Consider the following 16,048-nt stretch of genomic DNA (forward strand, 5'->3'; position numbering starts at 1 on the left):
CGTGAGCACGATCCTCACCCGCCTGCGCCACCGGCGCGCCAACCCCGCCGCCGACGACGCGGGGACCTCGCTGACGTCGTCGACCGCGTCCCACAACGGCTCCGGCACCGGTCCGCCGGCCCCGCGCACCCGGGTCGGGGCGTGGCTGGACCGGCCGATGACGTCGTTCCACCTGATCATCGCCGTCACCTCGCTGCTGCTCACGATGGGTCTGACCATGGTGCTGTCGGCCTCGGGTGTCTACTCCTACGACATGGACGGCTCGCCGTGGGCCGTCTTCGGCAAGCAGCTGCTCTGGACGGCCATCGGGCTGTTCGCCTTCTATGTCGCGATGCGTGTCCCGGTCTCGGCGATGCGCCGGTTCGCATTCTCGGGCTTCGCGTTCACCATCGTGTTGCTGGTGCTCGTGCTGATCCCGGGGATCGGCAAGGTGGCCAACGGCTCCCGCGGCTGGTTCGTGGTCGCCGGGTTCTCGATGCAGCCCTCGGAGCTCGCCAAGATCGCATTGGCGATCTGGGGTGCGCACCTGCTCGCCGCGCGGCGCATGGAGCAGGCCACTCTGAAGGAGATGCTCGTCCCGCTGGTGCCCGCGGCGGTCATCGCGCTGGCGCTCATCGTCTCCCAGCCCGACCTCGGGCAGACGCTGTCGATGGGTGTGATCCTGCTGGGCCTGCTCTGGTATGCCGGCCTGCCACTGCGCGTGTTCCTGACGTCGCTGAGCGCGGTCGCGGTCTCCGGTGCGGTGCTGGCGTTGACGGTGAGCTACCGCTCGGCGCGCGTGCAGTCCTGGCTGAACCCGGGTGCTGACGCGCAGGGCTCCGGGTACCAGGCCCGTCAGGCGCGGTTCGCGCTGGCCAACGGCGGGGTGTTCGGCGACGGACTGGGCCAGGGCACCGCGAAGTGGAACTACCTGCCCAACGCCCACAACGATTTCATCTTCGCGATCATCGGCGAGGAACTGGGGTTCATCGGCGCCGCCGGGCTGCTGTGCCTGTTCGGCCTGTTCGCCTACACCGGCATGCGGATCGCCCGGCGCTCCGCCGACCCGTTCCTGCGGTTGCTCACCGCCACCGCCACGCTGTGGATCCTCTCGCAGGTGTTCATCAACGTCGGCTACGTCGTGGGCCTGCTGCCGGTCACCGGCCTGCAGCTGCCGCTGATCTCGGCCGGCGGAACGTCCACGGCGACCACCCTGCTGATGATCGGCATCATGGCCAACGCGGCCCGGCACGAACCGCAGGCCGTGGCCGCGCTGCGCGCCGGCCGCGACGACCGGGTGAACCGGCTGCTCCGCTTGCCGCTGCCCGCGCCGTATGTCCCCACCCGCACCGAGGCGCTGCGGGAGCGGCTGCGGTCCCGCACCGGCCGGGCACCCAAACCGGCCGCGAAACCCGCCGCCAAGAAGCCGGCACCCGCCAAGCGGACCCGGTCGGCGCACCGCCCGGTGCGCTCGGGCCGGGCGTCGGTCGGTTATGGTGCTGGCCGTCGTAGTCAGGGCCGGCCGGCCCGCGCACTGGAAGGTGAGCGTTACGGGTGACGGGGATCTCGGTCCCGCCGGGGCGAGGCGCAGGGGATGACCGGAGGCTTTCGGTGGTTCTCGCGGGCGGAGGCACGGCGGGCCACGTCGAACCCGCGATGGCCGTCGCCGACGCGCTGCGCGCACTCGACGCAGGTGTGCGGATCACCGCTTTGGGCACCGCCCGGGGCCTGGAGACGCGGCTCGTCCCCGAGCGCGGCTACGACCTCGAGCTGATCACGCCGGTGCCGCTGCCCCGCAAGCCGTCCGCCGATCTCGCCCGGCTGCCGCTGCGGCTGCGCCGAGCCGTCCGGCAGACCCGGGCGGTGCTCGACGATGTCCAGGCCGACGTCGTCGTCGGTTTCGGCGGCTACGTCGCGGTGCCCGCCTACCTGGCGGCCCGCAGCGTGCGCCGCAGCAGGCGCGTACCTGTCGTGGTCCACGAGGCGAACGCCAGCGCCGGCTGGGCGAATCGGGTCGGCGCCCGCTCGGCGGTGCGGGTCCTCTCGGCGGTACCCGACCCCGGTCTCGGCCCCGTCGAGGTGGTCGGGGTGCCGGTGCGCGAGAGCATCACCTCGCTGGACCGCCGCGCCTTGAGGGCCGAGGCCCGCGCGTTCTTCGGCTTCGCCGACGACGCCAGGGTGCTGCTGGTCTTCGGCGGCTCGCAGGGTGCGCAATCGCTCAACCGGGCGGTCTCAGCGGCCGCCGAAGCCCTTGCCCGACAAGGTATTTCGGTTCTGCACGCACACGGCCCGAAGAACACGCTGGCGCTGCGCAGCCCGGCCGCCGGTGATCCGCCCTACGTCGCGGTGCCGTACCTGGATCGCATGGACCTGGCGTACGCCGCCGCGGACCTGGCGATCTGCCGCTCCGGCGCGATGACCGTGGCCGAGGTCAGCGCCGTCGGCCTGCCCGCGGTGTACGTACCGCTGCCGATCGGCAACGGCGAACAGCGCCTCAACGCCCTGCCGGTCGTCGAGGCGGGCGGCGGCCTGATCGTCGACGACCGCGACCTGACCCCCGAGTTCGTCGCCGGCACGGTGGCCGGTCTGCTCACCGACCGGGACCGGCTCACCGCGATGACGGCCGCCGCGGCGCTGGCGGGACACCCCGACGCCGCCCAGCGCGTCGCTCAGGTCGCGCTCGACGTCGCGGCGGCCGCCCACAGCGGGCGGATCCGCCGATGACCGGACAGCCGCTGCCCGCGGAGTTGCAGCGGGTGCACATGGTCGGGATCGGCGGCGCCGGCATGTCGGGCATCGCGCGCATCCTGCTCGACCGTGGCGGCCAGGTGTCCGGATCGGACGCCAAGGAGTCGCGCGCGGTGCTGGCGCTGCGGGCCCGCGGCGCGCAGGTCCGGATCGGGCACGATGCGTCCGCGCTGGACATCCTGCCCGGCGGCCCGACCGCGGTGGTCACCACGCACGCCGCGATCCCGAAGACCAATCCCGAACTGGTCGAGGCCCGCAGTCGCGGTATCCCGGTGATCCTGCGGCCCGCCGTGCTCGCCCAACTGATGGCCGGGCAGACCACGTTGATGGTCACCGGTACGGCGGGCAAGACGACGACGACGTCGATGCTCATCGTGGCGCTGCAGCACAGCGGTTTCGATCCGTCGTTCGCCGTCGGCGGTGACCTCGGCGAGCCCGGCACCAACGCCCACCACGGTAGCGGCGCCTACTTCGTCGCCGAGGCCGACGAGAGTGACGGGTCGCTGGTGCAGTACCGGCCCGATGTCGCGGTGGTGACCAACATCGAAGCCGACCACCTCGACTTCTTCGGCACCGAGCAGGCCTACGTCGACGTGTTCGACGCTTTCATGGAGCGCCTGGCGCCCGGTGGGGCGGTCGTGGTGTGTGTCGACGACCCCGGTGCCGCCGCTTTCGCCGAACGCACAGCGGCACTGGGGATTCGGGTGCTCCGCTACGGTCGCGGGGATCAGCCCGGGTTGGCCGGCGCGCTCCTGGACTGGCAGCAGAAGGGCACCACCGCCGTGGCTACGGTGCAGTTGGAGGGGGAGGCCAGGCCGCGGACCATGCGGCTGGCGGTGCCCGGCCGGCACATGGCGCTCAATGCGCTGGCCGCACTGCTGGCGGCGATGCAGGTCGGCGCCTCACCGGACGATGTGCTCGACGCACTGGCCGAATTCGAGGGCGTGCGACGCCGATTCGAGTTGGTGGGCACGGCTGCCGGGGTCCGGGTCTTCGACGACTACGCCCACCACCCGACGAAGGTCACCGCCGCGTTGACGACGGTGACCGCGCTCGCGCGGGAGTCGGGCGGCCGCGCCGTGGTCGTCTTCCAGCCCCACTTGTACTCCCGCACACAGGCTTTCGCGGCGGAGTTCGGCAAGGCGCTCAGCCTCGCCGACGAGGTGTTCGTGCTCGACGTGTACGCCGCGCGCGAGCAGCCGCTGGCGGGGGTCAGTGGTGCGACCATCGCCGAGACGGTGACCGCGCCGGTGACCTACGTTCCGGATTTCTCGGCGGTGGCGGCGGCCGTGGCGGCCGCGGCGCGGCCCGGCGACGTGGTGGTGACCATGGGCGCGGGTGATGTGACGCTGCTGGGCAAGGAGATCCTGACGGAGTTGCGGCACCGCGCCGACCGGCGATCCGGGGGAGCCGGGGGAGCAGAGCCGCGATGACCGGGCCCACCGACGGCGAACCCGCCCCGCCCGCCGAGGACGCGCCGGACGACGCCGCGCCGGACTCCGAGGGTCCGCGCCGGCGCGCCCGACGGGAACGCGAGGAGCGCCGCGCGGCGCAGGCGCGGGCCGTCGCGATCGAGGAGGCGCGCCGCGAAGCCAAGCGGCGGACCCAGGGCCGGCCGTTGCCGCAGACCGCGACGCTGGGCCGTGGCGCGGTCCGCGGGCTGAAGATGCTGATGTGGACCGCGGTGATCGCGGTGCTGGTCGTCGGCATCGGTTTGCTGCTGTACTTCACGCCGATCATGTCGGCCCGCAGCATCGTCGTCACCGGGCTGGGCGCGGTCACCCAGGACGAGGTGGTGTCGGTGGCCGCGGTGCCGCCGGGCACCCCGCTGTTGCAGGTGAACACCGACGCGGTGGCCGAGAAGGTCGCAGGCATCCGGCGCGTGGCCAGTGCCCGGGTGCAGCGCGAGTACCCCTCGACGCTGCGGATCACCGTCGTGGAGCGGGTGCCCGTCGTGGTCCGCGACTATCCGGACGGGGTGCACCTGTTCGACAAGGACGGCGTCGACTTCGCGAGCGGGCCTCCGCCGCCGGGCATTCCGTACCTGGACACCGAGAATCCGGGGCCCGACGATCCGGCCACCAAGGCCGCGCTGGAGGTCATGACCTCGCTGCGTCCTGACGTGGCGGGTCAGGTCGGCCGGGTGTCGGCGCCGTCGGTCGCGGCGATCACTCTGACGCTGATCGACGGGCGCACCGTGGTCTGGGGCACCACCGACCGCACCGAGGAGAAGGCGCTCAAGCTGGGCGCGCTGTTGACCCAGCCCGGCAAGGTCTACGACGTCTCGAGTCCGGATCTGCCGACGGTCAAGTAGCTCGTCAGTGCCTGCCGGGTCACTCGAGCGATCCCCACGAAACTCGGTCAACATTTGTCGTGTCGTTTCGGCGCGCCTGCCGGGCATCGGCGCGCGGTCACCCTACCGTTCTGTTTGCGCGGAACAACTTGACATAACTCTAAGCCTCTAGTTGAGATTGAGGGTTTGCACCAGTGGTTATCCGTGACACGACAGGCAACCAGGCAGGAAAGGGCGATGCGATGACCCCCCCGCATAACTACCTCGCAGTGATCAAGGTGGTCGGCATCGGCGGCGGCGGCGTCAACGCCGTCAACCGAATGATCGAGCAGGGCCTCAAAGGCGTCGAGTTTATTGCGATCAACACCGACGCACAGGCGCTGTTGATGAGCGATGCCGACGTCAAACTCGACGTCGGGCGCGACTCGACGCGCGGCCTCGGGGCGGGCGCGGACCCCGAGGTGGGCCGCAAGGCCGCCGAAGACGCCAAGGACGACATCGAGGAGCTGCTCCGCGGCGCCGACATGGTGTTCGTGACCGCCGGTGAGGGCGGCGGCACCGGCACCGGCGGCGCGCCGGTGGTGGCCTCGATCGCCCGCAAGCTGGGCGCGCTGACCGTGGGCGTGGTGACGCGGCCGTTCTCCTTCGAGGGCAAGCGGCGCAGCAACCAGGCGGCGGACGGCATCCAGGCCTTGCGTGAGAGCTGCGACACCCTCATCGTGATCCCGAACGACCGCCTGCTGCAGATGGGCGATGCAGCGGTGTCGCTGATGGACGCCTTCCGCAGCGCCGACGAGGTGCTGCTCAACGGCGTGCAGGGCATCACCGACCTGATCACCACCCCGGGTCTGATCAATGTGGACTTCGCCGACGTCAAGGGCGTGATGAGCTCGGCGGGCACCGCGTTGATGGGCATCGGCTCTGCCCGCGGGGACGGTCGCGCGCTCAAGGCCGCCGAGATCGCGATCAACTCGCCGCTGCTCGAGGCATCGATGGAGGGCGCCCAGGGCGTGCTGCTGTCGGTCGCCGGCGGCAGCGATCTCGGCCTTTTCGAGATCAACGAAGCGGCATCGCTGGTGCAGGAGGCCGCACATCCCGACGCCAACATCATCTTCGGCACCGTCATCGACGACTCGCTCGGCGACGAGGTGCGCGTCACCGTCATCGCCGCGGGCTTCGACGCCGCCGGTCCGGGGCGCAAGCCGGTCACCGGCGAGACCGCCGCCGCGGCCGCGGCGGCGGCACAGCCGATCGCGCCGGGCAAGGCCGGCCGGGTGGGCTCGCTGTTCGAGTCGGCCGATCCGGCCAGTGTGCCGGCCGCGCACACCAACGGCGCCACGGTGCGCATCGGGGGCGGCGATGACGGCATCTCCGATGACGACGTCGACGTGCCGCCGTTCATGCGCCACTGATTCGACGTACGGTCGCACCTGATGTTCCGTGTGCGCCGCGTGACCACCACCCGGGCGGGTGGGGTGTCCCGGCCGCCGTTCGCCACGTTCAACCTCGGTGACCACGTCGGCGACGACCCGGCCGCGGTGGCCGCCAACCGGCGCCGCCTCGCCACCGCCACCGGGCTGGACGTCGACGGCATCGTCTGGATGAATCAGACCCACAGCACCCGCGTCGAACTCGTCGATCACGGCGGTCAGACCGTCGATGCCACCGACGGGGTGGTGACGACGACGCCGTCGCTCGGGCTGGCGGTGGTGACGGCCGACTGCGTGCCCGTGCTCTTGGCCGATGTCCGCCACGGCGTGATCGCCGCCGTCCATGCGGGCCGGGTGGGCGCCGCGGGCGGCATCGTTGCCCGCGCGGTGCAGGTTATGGTCGACGTCGGCGCGCGGGCCGAGGACATCTCCGCGCTGCTGGGTCCGGCGGTCAGCGGGCGTAACTACGAGGTGCCCGCCGAGATGGCCGACGAGGTGGAACGCGCGCTTCCGGGAAGCCGGACCACCACCGGCCGGGGCACGCCGGGGCTGGATCTGCGCGCGGGCATCGCCGCGCAGCTGCGCACGCTGGGCATCACGGCGATCGACGTCGATCCGCGCTGCACGGTCGAGGACGCCACGTTGTTCAGCCATCGACGCGATGCGCCGACCGGCCGGCTGGCGTCGGTGATCTGGCTGGAGCCGGCACAGTGAGCGCCCCGCGTGAGCAGGAACTGGCCGACAAGCTCGGGCAGATCCGCACCCGCCTGGCCCGCGCGGCCGAGGCGGCCGGACGCGACGTCGAGACCATCGAGCTGCTGCCGGTCACCAAGTTCTTCCCCCCCTCCGATGTCGCCGCGCTGTGCCGGCTGGGCTGCCGGTCGTTCGGTGAATCCCGGGAACAGGAGGCGACGCGCAAGATCGACGACTTGCGCGACGTCGAGGACTGCGCGGGAATCCGCTGGCACATGATCGGTCGCATCCAGCGCAACAAGGCACGCTCGATCGGCGAATGGGCTTACGCCGCACACTCTGTCGACAACGCCAAGGTCGTCGCCGCGCTGGACCGGTCGGCCTCCGACGCGCTGGAACGCGGTGCGCGCCCCGAGCCGCTGCGGGTGTTCCTGCAGGTGAGCCTCGACGGAGACGAGAGCCGCGGCGGAGTCGACGTGACCGCGACGGCGCGCGTCGACGACCTGTGCGCCGCGATCGACGAGGCCCGGGGACTGACCTTCGTCGGGCTGATGGCCATTCCGCCGCTGGGCGCCGACCCGGACGCGGCCTTCGCCCGGTTGGCCGAGGAGCACCACCGGGTGCAGGAGCGGTTCTCGCAGCGGCTGGACCTGTCGGCGGGCATGTCGGGCGACCTCGAGGCCGCGGTGCGACACGGATCCACTTGTGTGCGTGTCGGTACCGCGCTCTTGGGCGCACGACCGCTAACGTCACCTCCAGAAGTCACACGAGTCACACCTTCATCACAGACAACAGAGTCTTTCGACTCACCCGAAACCGGTCACAGGTCATCACCGCACGAGGGGTCCTCACAATGAGCACACTGCACAAGGTCAAGGCCTACTTCGGTATGGCCCCGATGGATGATTACGAGGACGACTACTACGAGGACGACGAGCGCGGCCCCGCCCGCGGCTACCGTCGCCCCCGCGAGGACCGGTTCGAGGACGAGGGGTACACCCGCGGCTACGACGACCTGCCCGAGGCCCGCCGCCGCGACTACGACGAGCCGGCCGCCTACCGGGGCGGTATGGGTGGCGGCTTCGACGACGCACGGTTCGAGCCCAGGTTGCGCTCACCGCGTGAATTCGACCGCACCCCACCGCGTTTCGGTGCGATGCGGGGCTCGACGCGAGGAGCCTTGGCGATGGATCCGCGCGGCATGGCCGAGTTGTTCGAGGCCGGCAGCCCGCTGGCCAAGATCACCACGCTGCGACCCAAGGACTACAGCGAGGCCCGCACCATCGGTGAGCGGTTCCGCGACGGCACGCCCGTCATCATGGATCTCGTCTCGATGGACAACGCCGACGCCAAGCGGCTGGTCGACTTCGCGGCCGGGCTGGCGTTCGCGCTGCGCGGCTCGTTCGACAAGGTCGCGACGAAGGTCTTCCTGCTCTCGCCCGCCGATGTCGACGTCACCGCCGAACAGCGCCGCCGGATCGCCGAGGCCGGCTTCTACGCCTACCAGTAGCAGCCCACCGGGAGCGTCACCGGAGTCGCAGGTCCCCCGGCACGGGTAGGCTGGCGGCGCCGACCGACATCGCGGCCGGCATCCCCGTCACATCGCCTGAGTGAGGTCACCTTCCGTTGGGGCTGTTCTTCGAAATCCTGGGTTTCGCGCTGTTCGTGTTCTGGCTCCTGTTGATCGCCCGCGTCGTGGTCGAGTTCATCCGCTCGTTCAGCCGGGACTGGCATCCGCGTGGCGCGACCGTGGTGATGCTCGAGGTCATCATGACGCTGACGGACCCGCCCGTGAAACTGTTGCGGCGCATCATCCCGCAACTGACGATCGGCGCTGTGCGCTTCGATCTGTCGATCATGGTGCTGCTGCTCGTCGCGTTCATCGGAATGCAGCTGGCCTTCGGGGCTGCGGCGTGAGACAGGGCTGCGAACTGGGCTTTTCCCCGGTCTGATCGGCGCGCAGGGTTCGGCCGGCGGCGGCGCCGTGACCCGGGCGAATGTTGAGTTTCGATCTTATTTATCGCCCTCGACTGCAACCGCAGGGTCTGGTGTGACAGGATGGACGCCAGTTACCTTCAAGCCAGGCTTTACACTGTGAGATCGTTCGCCGATCCAGACTCAAGGGGGCAGACAATGCCGCTCACTCCCGCCGACGTGCACAACGTTGCGTTCAGCAAGCCACCCATCGGCAAACGCGGCTACAACGAGGACGAGGTCGACGCCTTCCTCGATCTCGTCGAGAACGAGCTGTCCCGTCTGATCGAGGAGAACACCGACCTCCGGCAGCGTGTCGCCGAGCTGGATTCCGAACTCGCCTCGGCGCGGTCCGGCGGCGGCGCCGCCCAGCCGACGCAGACCCTGCCGGTCTACGAGCCCGAACCCGAGCCCGCCCCGGCTCCGACGCCGGCTCCGCAACCCGTGCACGAGGCGCCCGCCGCGCAGCAGGCCGCGCCCGCGCCCGAGGATCAGCACCTGCGCGCCGCCAAGGTGCTCAGCCTGGCCCAGGACACCGCCGATCGGCTCACCAACAGCGCGAAGGCCGAGTCCGAGAAGATGCTCTCCGACGCGCGGGCCCAGGCCGATGCCATGGTCACCGAGGCCCGGCAGACCGCCGATACCACGGTCACCGAAGCCCGTCAGCGGGCCGACGCCATGCTCGCCGACGCGCAGAGCCGGTCGGAGGCCCAGCTGCGGCAGGCGCAGGAGAAGGCCGACGCCCTGCAGGCGGACGCCGAGCGCAAGCACTCCGAGATCATGGGCACGATCAATCAGCAGCGCACGGTTCTCGAAGGCCGGCTCGAGCAGCTGCGCACGTTCGAGCGCGAGTACCGCACTCGCCTGAAGACCTACCTGGAGTCTCAGCTCGAAGAACTGGGTCAGCGCGGCTCGGCCGCGCCGGTCGACTCCGGCGCCAACAACGACGGCGGGTTCAACCAGTTCAACCGGGGCAACAACTAGTCCCGTGAACCCATGCTGATCGTCGCGCTCGTCCTTGCCGTCATCGGCCTCGCCGCACTGGTGATGGCCGTGGTCACGAGCAATGAGTTGATCGCCTGGGTGTGCATCGCCGCGAGCGTGATCGGGGTGGTGTTGCTGATCGTCGACGCGCTGCGCGACCGGTCCAAGAGCGACGCCGGCGAGGCCGCCGAAGACACCGTCGACGAGGACGCCGTTCCCGACACGACCGACGACGTCGAGGACTACCCCGACGAGGCTCCTGTCGCCGCCGACTACGACGACGAAACCCCGGTCCCCGCCGAGCGTGTCGACGAGGATCCGCCGCGGAGCTGAAAAGCCCTGTGATTCAGTCGGATTCGGTCACGGTGATCGGGCTGTCGAGCAGTTCGTGCACCTCCTCGTCATCGATCTGGTGGAAGTCTCCGTAGACCTGTCCGACCGCGTGGAAGTCGCTGGGCATGGTCGAACACACCACGTCGTCGGCCTCGGCACGCAGCGTCCGGCACACCGCGGCCGGACCGACCGGTACCGCGACGACGACATCCGCGGCGCCTGCCCGGCGCACCGAACGAACCGCCGCGACCATGCTCGCGCCGGTCGCGATCCCGTCGTCGACGAGGATCACGGTGCGTCCGGTGAGCTCGAGCGGATCCCGGCCGGGCCGGTAGGCATCCTCGCGGCGATGCAACTCGACCGTCTCGCGGTCCAGGACCTCGCGCACCTGATCGTCGGTGAGATCGAGACTGCGCAGAAGATCGTCGTTGAGCACCACGCCGCCGCCGGTGGCGACCGCGCCCATCGCCAGTTCGGGCCACTGGGGCACGCCGAGCTTACGGACCAGGCACACATCCAACGGGGCATGCAGGAACGCCGCCACTTCGCGCGCGACCGGCAGCCCACCCCGGGCCAGCCCGAGCACAAGGACATCGGCGCGGTCGCGGTACCCGGCCAGGTCACGCGCCAGGACACGGCCTGCCTCGCGGCGGTCGCGGAACGTTCGCGCGGATCTCGTCATGGCGGTGATTGTCCCGGTGATGTCTGCAGTACCACCCAGTATCACCGCAGTATCGCTCCAGGGCGCCGCCACCCGCAGCCGAGTCGGCCAATCCGGCAGGGCCGCGGCGACGAATGACTTTTCGACCGACGAGAGCACGGAGGACCATGGGCATCGCATACGACAGTGTCGTCGACCACCCGCTGCGCGAGGTGTGGGACTGGCACACCCGCCCGGGTGCGATGCGCCGCCTCGTCCCGCCGTTCCAGCCGATGACGGTCCTCGCCGAAGCCGAATCCCTGGCCGACGGCGTGGCGGTACTCGGCCTGCCGGGCGGGTTGCGCTGGGTGGCGCGCCACGTCCCCGCCGAATACGAGGAAGGCCACCGGTTCGTCGACGAACTGTCCTCCCAGGGGCCGACGTCGTGGCCGCCGCGCATCGTCGGCGGCTGGCGGCACATCCACACGTTCACCGAACACGGCACCGGCACCCTGATCAACGACCGCGTCGAGGCGGTGGTGCCCGGTGCGTTGCTGCGGCCGATGTTCGCCTACCGGCACCGTCAGCTGATCGACGACCTCGCCGCGCACCGCCGCGCCGCCGAGGCCGGGGCAGGTCCGCTGGTCGTCGCGATGACCGGTGCGTCGGGGCTGGTCGGCTCCGCGCTGAGCGCGTTCCTCACCACCGGCGGTCACCGCGTGATCCGGCTGGTGCGCCACGATCCCGCCCACGAGGACGAACGCCGCTGGGATCCGCACGCCCCCGCGGCGGACCTGCTGGCCGGCGTCGACGCCGTCGTGCATCTGGCGGGGGAGTCGATCGCCGGTCGGTTCACCGACAGTCATCGAAAGTCCATCCGCGACAGCCGGATCGAGCCGACCAGGCTGCTGGCGGCCGCGGCCGCGGACACTCCCGACGGGCCGAAGACCTTCGTCAGTGCCTCGGCGATCGGGTACTACGGGTTCGACCGGGGCGATGTGCAGCTCACCGAGGACGGTTCGCGTGGCGAGGGATTCCTGGCCGACGTGGTCACCGACTGGGAAGCGGCCACCACGCCCGCATCCGATGCCGGTCTGCGGGTTGTGCTGGTGCGCACGGGGATCGTGCAGGCCGCGGCCGGAGGCACCCTGCGCCTGCTGCGGCCGCTGTTCGCCGCCGGGCTGGGGGGCCGCGTCGGCGACGGCCGTCAGTGGCTGTCCTGGATCGGGCTGGACGATCTGCTCGACATTTACCACCGTGCCCTCTACGACGACCGGCTCAGCGGACCGGTCAACGCCGTCGGGCCGGAACCGGTGCGCAACACGGAGTACACCAAAGAGCTTGCGCGCGTGCTGCATCGGCCCGCATTGCTGCCGGTGCCGAAGCTGGGCCCACGGGTGCTGCTCGGTGCCCAGGGCGCCCGCGAGCTCGCCGAGGCCAGTCAGCGGGTGGTGCCTGCCAAACTGCTGGCCGTCGGCCACCCGTTCCGCCATCCGGATGTCGCCGACGCACTGGCCCATCAGCTCGGCAAGGAATGACCTGCCACGCGGGTGAGGAACCCGGCGACCAGCGCCCGAATGCGGGTGCCGACGTCGTCGGCGAGTTCGGTTGTCCGCGTGAGTAACTGGTCATGATCCAGGCCGGCGGCCGCGACATCGCCGTCGCGGTCGTCGGCCAGCCAGCCCTTGAGCAGGTCCGTGTCGATCTCCGGATGGAACTGCAGCCCCATCGCGCGGCCGAGCACGAACGCCTGCGACGAGTTCGGTGTCCTGGCCAGTTCGGTGGCACCCGGCGGGAGTGTCCACCGGTCGAAGTGCCACTGGAACCATGGACCGGCCGGCACGACGTCGGGCCGCTCGCTCACCACGTCGTACCAGCCGATCTCGGGCCCCCGTGAGCGCGCCACGGTCCCGCCGAACGTCTGGGCGAGCAACTGGCCGCCGAAGCACACGCCCAGCAGTGCGACCCCGGCGTCGGCGGCGTCGCGCAACAGCGCCATCTCGCTGCCCACCCAGGTGTCGCGCAGCGCGGGGTCGTACACCGGCCACCGGGCGCCCAGCGGGACGATGACGTCGTAGCCGGTCGGGTCGGGAAACGTCACGTCGACGGCGGGGGAGTCCACCCGCGCGGGCGGTACCACCTCGAAGGCGTCGACATCGAAGCCGTGGTCGGTGAAGGCCTCACCGAGCAGTGCCTCGGTCGCCATGTGTTCGTTGCGCAGGAAGAGGACCGTGGGTGCCACGGCCGCCATTATCTCCCTCGATCAGCCGCACCGCGTGCCGGTGTCCCGGTCGCCAGACGAAAGACCGGCCAGCCGATCTCGGTGCGCCAGTCGGCCGCGTCCGGTGTGTCGCGGGGACCCACCAGGTACGTCTCGTGGATCGGGCCGTCGACGGCCAGCGCATGCGTGACCACCCAGGCGCCGAGGCGGCCGTAGGTGACGTCGATGTCGTCGTGGCGGCCGGTGTGCACCGTGACCGCGAGGTCCGCCCCGGGCAGGGCGATCACCTCGATCCGGCCGGACGCCCGCGGCGTGCGCACCGGACGGAAGACCGTGAACATGCCTGCCCCCTGGGTGAACAGTTCGTTGTCATAGCAGCCACCCGGAGCGCCGGTGCGCTCGTGCGCAGGAAAGGCGGCGTCCAGTTCGGCCATGGCCGCGTCGTACCAGGACAGCGAGTCGTCCTGATCGACAACGCCTTTGATGCCGACGACCGTGCGCCCCGGTACGGACCGGAGTTCGACCTCGAGGTCGGCGGGGTCGGGATGGAGCAGACGCTGCAGTGAGACCACGGCGGCGCGGGTCCGGTCGAGCTCGGCTTCCAGCCTGCGGAGGTGACCGGAGATGACCTCGGCGCGCTGCCGCGGGTCGTCCGCCGACAGGATGGTCTCGACCTCGGCCAGCGGCAGGTCGAGCTGCCGCAGCCGATGGATCACCTGGGCGGTCGGGATCTGCTCGGCGGCGTAGTACCGGTAGCCGGTGAAGTCGTCGGTCCAGGCGGGCTCCAACAGTCCGGACTCGTGGTAGCGGCGCAGCGTACGCACGGTCAGGTGCGTCACCGTGGCGAACTCGCCGATCGTCAGTCCCGGACGCATGCGAGTGCGCTCCCTTCCTCCGCCGGCTGTCCACGATAGCCAAAGCCTGCGCGAGGATTGGAATCCCGGTTGAGTCAGTAGTCGGTCTCGAAGGCGATCGGCAGGGTCGCCGGTCCGCTGATTCCGGTGAGGCTCTTCCAGACCGTCGGACCGTCGCGGCGCATCGACGGCATCCGCCGTGCCATCGTCGTCAGCGCCTCGGCCAGTTCGATGCGCGCGAGGTGGGCCCCGAGGCAGTAGTGCACACCGCCGCCGAAGGTCAGCATCGGCGCGGCGCCGCTGCGGGTGATGTCGAAGCGGTCCGGCTCGGGGTAGACGGCCGGATCGCGGTTGGCTGCCGCAGTGTTGGCGATCAGCATCGTGCCTGCCGGCACGACGTGGCCCGCCAGCTCGACGTCCTCCTTCGCGGTGCGGAAGGTGGCGAAGATGACGGGCGAGAACCGCATGACCTCCTCCACCGCCTGCGGGCCCAGCTCGGGATGTTCGCCGAGCAGCGCCCACTGCTCGGGGTGGTCGCAGAACACCTCGACTGCGGCCGCCAGCTGATTGCGTGTCGTGTCGGTGCCCGCCATCAACAACGTCGCGGCGAGGGTCAGCAGCTCCTCGTGGCGTAGCCGGTCGCCGTCGTCCTCGGCCCGCATCATGTCCGAGAGCAGGTCGTCGGTCAGCTGATCACGCCGCTGCGCCACCATGGCGTCGAGATAGGACTCGAGCGCTCGCCAGGCGCGCACGATGTCGGCTTCGTCCTCGACGACGTTCCAGTCGAAGACCTTGAAGATGTCGTCGGCCCACTGCGACAGCCGATCCCAGTCGGCGCGCCGGGTGCCGAGCAGTTGGCAGATGACGGGGACCGGATACTTCCGGGCGATGTCGGCGACCACATCGCAGCGTCCTGCCGCGCGGACCTTGTACGCGAGCTCGGCGACGATGTCGGCGCAGGTGTTGCGCAGGCGTCCGGCGGCCCGCGGTGTGAAGGCCTTCGACACGAGCTTGCGCTGCCGGTGGTGATCGGCGCCGTCGAGGCTGAGCAGGCCGCTGAGTACGATGTCCCACAGCGCACCGGAGGTGATGCCCTGCGCTTGGAGGGTGACCCCCTTGGGCATCACGAACCGGTCGTCGCGCAGCACGGTCCGGACGAGGTCGTAGGTCAGCACCTCGGGCCCGTGCGGTCCGAGGGCGACCGGCCCTTGTCGCCGCGCCGCTCCGATGAGCCGGTGCGCTTCTAAAGGGCTCCCGGCGTGCTCGTAGGCGATGGTCGGAAGCCCGGTGTCGATCGCGTTGGTCATGCTGCATCCCCCGCAGTCGGTGGTGAATTCGACGGGATCCACCCTCGATCATCGGGGAGCGCCGCACGTCAGTGGTGCGGTACTGCATTCGATCGGGCGCCGCTACTGCACCGTGTCGGCTACTCTCCGGCGGCGCCCGCTGTGTAGATCCCGAGCAGGTCGCGAGCCGACACCACGCCGACCAGTGCGCCGTCGCGCTCCACCAGCATGTGCCGGATGTAGTGCTCCATCATCCGCTCGGCGACCTCGTCGATGGTGTCGTCGGCACTGGCCCAGACGAGCTTGGTGCTGGCCACCTCCGCGGCCGCGACGTCCGCGGGATCGCGTCCGGCCGCGACGACGCGGACGATGTCCCGCTCACTGAGTACCGCCGACGGGACGTCGCCGTCGCCGAGAACGACCATCCCGACGTCGTGGGTGACCAGGGCCCGCGCCGCGTCGGCGACGGTGGCCCCGACGGGTACGCGGACGACCGGGCCGCCGGTGACCGTCGAGACGTCGAGGGATCCGATGGACTGAATCTCTGTCATGCCCACACGATCACGTCAGCGCCGGCACAGCTCTAGTGACCTCGGACCTCAATCGGGCAGAC

General features: G+C 70.7%; 17 protein-coding genes. 12 read left to right on the plus strand and 5 right to left on the minus strand.

Annotation, left to right across the window (positions count from 1 at the left end; all coding sequences use genetic code 11):
- The first annotated feature begins 1 nt into the window (after position 1).
- The 11 genes from ftsW (at position 2) to G6N45_RS15685 (ending at position 10,434) form a co-directional block, all read left to right on the plus strand.
- Entirely contained in the window at positions 2 to 1,537 is a 1,536-nt protein-coding gene (gene ftsW, locus G6N45_RS15635) for a putative lipid II flippase FtsW (protein ID WP_163723103.1), read from the plus strand.
- Complete coding sequence (gene murG / locus G6N45_RS15640; protein WP_163723104.1) at positions 1,534 to 2,703, plus strand: undecaprenyldiphospho-muramoylpentapeptide beta-N-acetylglucosaminyltransferase; 1,170 nt, start codon at positions 1,534 to 1,536, stop codon at positions 2,701 to 2,703. Before ftsW ends, murG begins: the two co-directional genes overlap by 4 nt.
- Positions 2,700 to 4,160: a UDP-N-acetylmuramate--L-alanine ligase gene (murC, locus tag G6N45_RS15645; RefSeq protein ID WP_163723105.1), complete on the plus strand. Its 1,461-nt coding sequence runs from the start codon at positions 2,700 to 2,702 to the stop codon at positions 4,158 to 4,160. Before murG ends, murC begins: the two co-directional genes overlap by 4 nt.
- Complete coding sequence (locus G6N45_RS15650) at positions 4,157 to 5,041, plus strand: cell division protein FtsQ/DivIB (protein ID WP_163723106.1); 885 nt, start codon at positions 4,157 to 4,159, stop codon at positions 5,039 to 5,041. Before murC ends, G6N45_RS15650 begins: the two co-directional genes overlap by 4 nt.
- 221 nt (positions 5,042 to 5,262) lie before the next feature.
- Entirely contained in the window at positions 5,263 to 6,432 is a 1,170-nt protein-coding gene (gene ftsZ, locus G6N45_RS15655; RefSeq protein ID WP_163723107.1) for a cell division protein FtsZ, read from the plus strand.
- Positions 6,433 to 6,450: 18 nt separating this feature from the next.
- Positions 6,451 to 7,164 (plus strand): peptidoglycan editing factor PgeF, encoded by a 714-nt coding sequence (gene pgeF / locus G6N45_RS15660; RefSeq protein WP_163728524.1) that lies wholly within the window; start codon positions 6,451 to 6,453, stop codon positions 7,162 to 7,164.
- A complete protein-coding gene (locus G6N45_RS15665) occupies positions 7,161 to 8,000 on the plus strand; it encodes a YggS family pyridoxal phosphate-dependent enzyme (protein ID WP_163723108.1) in 840 nt (279 codons plus the stop codon). Before pgeF ends, G6N45_RS15665 begins: the two co-directional genes overlap by 4 nt.
- Complete coding sequence (locus G6N45_RS15670; protein ID WP_163723109.1) at positions 7,997 to 8,653, plus strand: cell division protein SepF; 657 nt, start codon at positions 7,997 to 7,999, stop codon at positions 8,651 to 8,653. The genes G6N45_RS15665 and G6N45_RS15670 overlap by 4 nt, the downstream gene beginning before the upstream one ends.
- A 116-nt stretch (positions 8,654 to 8,769) precedes the next feature.
- Positions 8,770 to 9,060, plus strand: a complete 291-nt coding sequence (locus G6N45_RS15675) for a YggT family protein (RefSeq protein ID WP_163723110.1) — start codon at positions 8,770 to 8,772, stop codon at positions 9,058 to 9,060.
- A gap of 216 nt (positions 9,061 to 9,276) precedes the next feature.
- A complete protein-coding gene (gene wag31 / locus G6N45_RS15680; RefSeq protein ID WP_163723111.1) occupies positions 9,277 to 10,101 on the plus strand; it encodes a DivIVA-like cell division protein Wag31 in 825 nt (274 codons plus the stop codon).
- Positions 10,102 to 10,113: 12 nt separating this feature from the next.
- Positions 10,114 to 10,434: a cytochrome d ubiquinol oxidase subunit II gene (locus tag G6N45_RS15685; protein WP_163723112.1), complete on the plus strand. Its 321-nt coding sequence runs from the start codon at positions 10,114 to 10,116 to the stop codon at positions 10,432 to 10,434.
- Positions 10,435 to 10,447: 13 nt separating this feature from the next.
- Here G6N45_RS15685 and G6N45_RS15690 read toward each other — a convergent pair whose 3' ends face one another.
- Positions 10,448 to 11,116, minus strand: coding sequence for a phosphoribosyltransferase (locus G6N45_RS15690; protein WP_163723113.1), 669 nt, complete (start codon positions 11,114 to 11,116; stop codon positions 10,448 to 10,450).
- Between the two features lie 146 nt (positions 11,117 to 11,262).
- Between G6N45_RS15690 and G6N45_RS15695 the strand changes: the two genes are divergently transcribed.
- Positions 11,263 to 12,612: a TIGR01777 family oxidoreductase gene (locus tag G6N45_RS15695; RefSeq protein WP_163723114.1), complete on the plus strand. Its 1,350-nt coding sequence runs from the start codon at positions 11,263 to 11,265 to the stop codon at positions 12,610 to 12,612.
- Here the strand turns inward: G6N45_RS15695 and G6N45_RS15700 are convergent.
- The 4 genes from G6N45_RS15700 to G6N45_RS15715 form a co-directional block, all read right to left on the minus strand.
- Positions 12,594 to 13,325: a type 1 glutamine amidotransferase gene (locus tag G6N45_RS15700; protein WP_163723115.1), complete on the minus strand. Its 732-nt coding sequence runs from the start codon at positions 13,323 to 13,325 to the stop codon at positions 12,594 to 12,596. The two genes, G6N45_RS15695 and G6N45_RS15700, sit on opposite strands and share 19 nt — an antisense overlap.
- Positions 13,325 to 14,170 (minus strand): MerR family transcriptional regulator, encoded by an 846-nt coding sequence (locus G6N45_RS15705; RefSeq protein WP_163723116.1) that lies wholly within the window; start codon positions 14,168 to 14,170, stop codon positions 13,325 to 13,327. Before G6N45_RS15705 ends, G6N45_RS15700 begins: the two co-directional genes overlap by 1 nt.
- Positions 14,171 to 14,244: 74 nt before the next feature.
- Positions 14,245 to 15,456 carry a cytochrome P450 gene (locus tag G6N45_RS15710; protein ID WP_163723117.1) on the minus strand — a complete coding sequence of 404 codons (1,212 nt, stop codon included), beginning with the start codon at positions 15,454 to 15,456 and terminating at the stop codon, positions 14,245 to 14,247.
- 119 nt (positions 15,457 to 15,575) lie between these two features.
- Positions 15,576 to 15,986, minus strand: a complete 411-nt coding sequence (locus G6N45_RS15715; protein ID WP_163723118.1) for a CBS domain-containing protein — start codon at positions 15,984 to 15,986, stop codon at positions 15,576 to 15,578.
- Positions 15,987 to 16,048: the final 62 nt, after the last annotated feature.

This window comes from Mycolicibacterium psychrotolerans (genome assembly GCF_010729305.1).
Classification (GTDB): Bacteria; Actinomycetota; Actinomycetes; order Mycobacteriales; family Mycobacteriaceae; genus Mycobacterium; species Mycobacterium psychrotolerans.